The 4,074-nt window shown below is 57.4% G+C and carries 5 protein-coding genes; 2 read left to right on the top strand and 3 right to left on the bottom strand.

Annotation, left to right across the window (positions count from 1 at the left end; genetic code table 11):
• Positions 1 to 304 precede the first annotated feature (304 nt).
• From atpB to WA354_RS08535, 3 genes are read right to left on the bottom strand one after another with little or no spacing between them, the layout of a single operon-like run.
• A complete protein-coding gene (gene atpB, locus WA354_RS08545; RefSeq protein ID WP_472812583.1) occupies positions 305 to 1,039 on the bottom strand; it encodes a F0F1 ATP synthase subunit A in 735 nt (244 codons plus the stop codon).
• Between the two features lie 55 nt (positions 1,040 to 1,094).
• The gene (locus WA354_RS08540; RefSeq protein ID WP_472812582.1) at positions 1,095 to 1,508 is read right to left on the bottom strand and encodes an ATP synthase subunit I; all 414 of its coding nucleotides are present in this window, start codon (positions 1,506 to 1,508) and stop codon (positions 1,095 to 1,097) included.
• An 8-nt stretch (positions 1,509 to 1,516) separates the two neighbouring features.
• Positions 1,517 to 1,789 (bottom strand): AtpZ/AtpI family protein, encoded by a 273-nt coding sequence (locus tag WA354_RS08535; RefSeq protein WP_472812581.1) that lies wholly within the window; start codon positions 1,787 to 1,789, stop codon positions 1,517 to 1,519.
• A 140-nt stretch (positions 1,790 to 1,929) separates the two neighbouring features.
• Between WA354_RS08535 and WA354_RS08530 the strand changes: the two genes are divergently transcribed.
• Positions 1,930 to 3,564: a lysine--tRNA ligase gene (locus WA354_RS08530; RefSeq protein ID WP_472812580.1), complete on the top strand. Its 1,635-nt coding sequence runs from the start codon at positions 1,930 to 1,932 to the stop codon at positions 3,562 to 3,564.
• Positions 3,565 to 3,676: 112 nt separating this feature from the next.
• On the top strand, positions 3,677 to 4,074 hold a 398-nt coding region (locus WA354_RS08525; RefSeq protein ID WP_472812579.1), incomplete at its 3' end, for a YmdB family metallophosphoesterase.

The following is a 4,074-nucleotide window of genomic DNA, read 5'->3' as shown; positions in this document are numbered from 1 at the left end:
GGCCGAGACCGCAGAGGCCGGCCGCGAGGGCCATGCCGACACCAGCGCCGATTGGCACCAGGTTGATAGCAGCCGAGCCGCCGTCAGCAAACGCCGGAATGGCGAAGCAGAGCACGGCCAGTGCCATGAACACATATTGAAACTTCTGCATAGTTCTCCTGCTTCCCTTGAATTTGGCCGCCAGTGGGTGGTTGAGACTCACCGAGCTGGTCCCCTCACACTTGCGGCCTGCCGTTGGTCCGGAGCGGGAGCACTCTCCGGCGGAATCTTTTCTCGTTTCGGACGAGATGGTTAGCACGAAACGCTAGTGCGCATCGTGCGAGACTGCCAGCGACAGGTAAATCATCGACAGCAGCATGAAGATGAATGCCTGGATGCACGAAACGAAAACGTGCAGTCCAAGGAAGATGGATGGAACGCCGATTGGGATCAGCGAGAAGAAGCCGAGGGTGAGCATGTCGCTGGCATACATGTTGGCGTAGAGACGAATGGTCAGCGACATGATGCGGGCGAAATGGGAGACAAGCTCGATCGGAATCAACAGCCACGCCATCCACCAGATTGGCCCGGCGAATTGTTTCAGGTAACCAGCGCCATGAGCGCGAAAACCCTGGTAGTTGTAGTAGAGAAACGTGGGCAGCGCTAGGCCAAGCGGCACGCTCGGCGAGGTGGTGGGCGCAGGAACCCCGGGGATCAGGCCGACGAGGTTATTACATAGGACAAACAGGAAGATGCAGGTGACGTACGCCTGATACTTTTCGTAGCCGTGTCCGATGACCTGCTCACCGAGATTGCCGGTAAATTCCGAGATCAACTCAGCAACGTGCTGTGCGGGGCCGGGCTTGTCGGGAGAGAGCGTGAGCCGTACCAGGATGAAGAACGCAATCAGCCCCGCGGTAACAAGCAACTCCACCGTGAAAGTGTTATTGATGGGCGCACCAGGGTTCGCCGGATGAATGCCCATCATCTGCATGATGGAAGTGATGATTCCGCCGAAGAGGGTATTGAGCAGGCGGGTCAAAGCATAAGGTTCAGGCATGAAGACGTGGTCTTTCCGTTTCCTTGTTGTTTATAGAGCGATGAGGCTAAAAGCCTCAATCCAGAAGGAGTCGGAGAGCCTGCCACATGATGGTGAGAGCTGCTAATCCCAAGCCACAGAGCAGTGCCACTGCCGATCCCTGGAAACACTTTAGGCTAACATAGATGGCCCCTGCATAGAGGATGAGCCGGATCACAAAGAAAACGACCACGGCGGTCGCGCTGCGGGGCGTCTTTTCATCTTCGAGTTTGGCGCGAATAACTCGTGCAAGCCGCTGCCACTCGAAGATGCTGGCGGCCGAAATCAGGGCTCCGGTCATCAACATTGCGGCATTGCGCCAGCCGGATGAGACAAGAAGAATGACGGAAGCAATCACGCCTATTATGAGCGAGTTGCGCATAGCCTTTTGAAGCATCACTTCAGCAGCATCATTGGATAACTCAAGCAACGGGTGGGTTTCTTGTTTCATTTCTGTAGTCATTTTTGAGAGTTGCCGGATCTCTCACCAGATCCTTTTTGGGCGGTGGTTTCATTTCGGGTGCTACGCTCGGCCGCGAGCGCCATGCGAATGACGAAAACAAGTCCCGAGATGGCTCCGAAGACGATGCCGGCAATGGCGATCCACGACTGATGAAAGTGCTTGTCGGCCCATGCGCCGATAAGCCAGCCAACCCCCGCGGCACAGGGAAGCATAAGCGCAATCTGCAGAAGTTTCTCAGCTTGAACGATTGCCTCGACGCCGCTGGACATCTTTGAGCGCGAATGGGAATCCGGAAGTGGACGGTGGAACGGCATCCTTCGTGGTTATACACGATAGGGCACCAGAGATGCGAAGTTGCGAACGCTATACTGACGACTAGAACTCATTGATTCTGACGAAGGTAAATACCGTGTTTGATTCGGAATTTGAGCGCAATCTCTTTGAGTTGCGCAGGGGCAAGCTGGCGGAGATTGAGAAGTTGGGGCAAGCAGCGTATCCCAACCAGTTCCCTTCCTCGCATACCATTCCGCAGATTCGCGCGAAATGGGGCGAGACGACGGCAGAGACGCTGGAAGCCGAGCGCGCGACCGTGGCCATCGCCGGCCGGATCATGGCTATCCGCGTCATGGGGAAGGCGGGTTTCGCGACGCTGCAGCAGGGCGGAGAGCGGCTGCAGATTTATGTGCGGATGGATGCCGTGGGCGAGCAGGGCTGGGCGCTTTACAAGCTGCTGGACCTTGGCGATCACGTGGGAGTGAGTGGCTACCTGTTCCGGACCCGGACGGGGGAGCTGAGCGTTCACGTGGAGCGGCTGACGTTTCTTGCGAAGGCGATGCTGGCGCTCCCAGAGAAGTTTCACGGACTGGCCGACGTGGAGTTGCGCTACCGGCAGCGGTATGTGGACCTGTTCGCCAACCTCGATGCGCGCGAAGTATTCGTGAAGCGGGCCAAAGTGCTGCGGGCGATGCGGCGCTTCTTTGACGAGCGCGATTATCTGGAAGTGGAAACGCCGATGATGCAGACCATTGCCGGCGGAGCAAATGCGCGGCCGTTCACGACGCATCACAACGCGCTGGATATGGATCTTTTTCTGCGCATCGCGCCGGAACTGTATTTGAAGCGGCTGGTGGTGGGCGGCCTCGATCGCGTCTACGAGATCAACCGCAACTTCCGCAATGAGGGTGTGAGTACGCAACACAATCCCGAGTTCACGATGCTGGAGTTCTACCAGGCGTATGCGAACTACCAGGACATGATGCAGCTGACCGAGGACCTCGTCGCATATGTCGCGCGCGAGGTAAACGGGACTACCATCACTGAATTCGACGGCAACACGATCGACCTGGGCAAGTGGACGCGGCTGACGATGCGTGAAGCGATCCGTGAATATTGGCCGGAAGAGGCAGGAGCCAAGCCCGCGCTAACCGCGTTTCAATCAGCGGAGGTATTGCAGGCTCGCATTCGTGCGGCCATTGATTCCCTTGAGACGGTGGAAGCACAGGGTCCCCAACAGCCGACAGCAGAGAGATTGTCAGAATTGAAGACGATCCGAACGGCGATGAGCGCGGTCTACTACGACTCGATGAAGGGTGCGCCGCTGGGCAAGTTGATTTACAACCTGTTTGAGGCGGTGGTTGAGCCGTTCCTGATTCAGCCGACAATTATCTACGATTACCCCACGGTGGTTTCGCCGCTTTCAAAGGCCAAGCCGGACGATCCGGAGCACGTGGAGCGCTTTGAATTCTTCGCGGGCGGGTTTGAGCTTGGCAACGCATTCAGCGAATTGAACGACCCTGTCGAGCAGCACAAGCGATTCGAACAGCAACTCGCGGAACGCGATCGCGGCGACGACGAAGCGCACCAGATGGACGAGGACTACGTGCGCGCCCTTGCGTACGGCCTCCCTCCGACTGGCGGCGAGGGTGTTGGAGTCGATCGGTTGACGATGCTTCTAACCGGCTCAAAGTCGATTCGCGATGTGATCCTGTTCCCGCTGATGAGAGATAGGGATCAGGAGAAGCAGCCTCCAGCTACTAGCTCCTAGCTTCTAGCATAGGGGGTCGGCGATTGATGTGTCGGTGTTTCGAATTCTCGTTGTCTTGCTGTCCATCGGAAGAACAAGCTAGTGGCTAGCAGCTAGAAGCTAGGAGCTGTTTTTGAAGATCTTATTTGTCGGCGACATTTTCGGCAGCGCGGGCCGCAGGATTGTGCGCGAGCATATCGGGCATGTGCGCGAGGCGCATGATGTCGAGCTTGTGGTGATCAATGCGGAGAATGCTGCGGGCGGATTCGGAGTAACGCCGCAGATTGCCGAAGAGCTATTTGACCTGGGCGCTGACGTGCTCACCACCGGCAATCACGTATGGGACAAGCGCGAGCTTCTGGATTATCTGAAATCTGTTCCTGCAGAGAGCCAGGAGCGTGCGCGTCGCGTGCTGCGGCCTGCGAATATGCAACCGGGTTTGCCGGGATATGGCGTATTCGAGGGCGTGACAGAGAGCGGCGTCGAGTTCGCCGTGGTCGACCTGATGGGCAAGGTGTTCATGAGCGGGAC

Origin of the sequence: Occallatibacter sp. (genome assembly GCF_049802275.1) — a bacterium.
In the GTDB taxonomy this organism is placed as follows: Bacteria; Acidobacteriota; Terriglobia; order Terriglobales; family Acidobacteriaceae; genus Telmatobacter.
The sequence above is the reverse complement of the archived record's forward strand: the minus strand, read 5'-3'. Positions and strand labels throughout refer to the sequence as shown.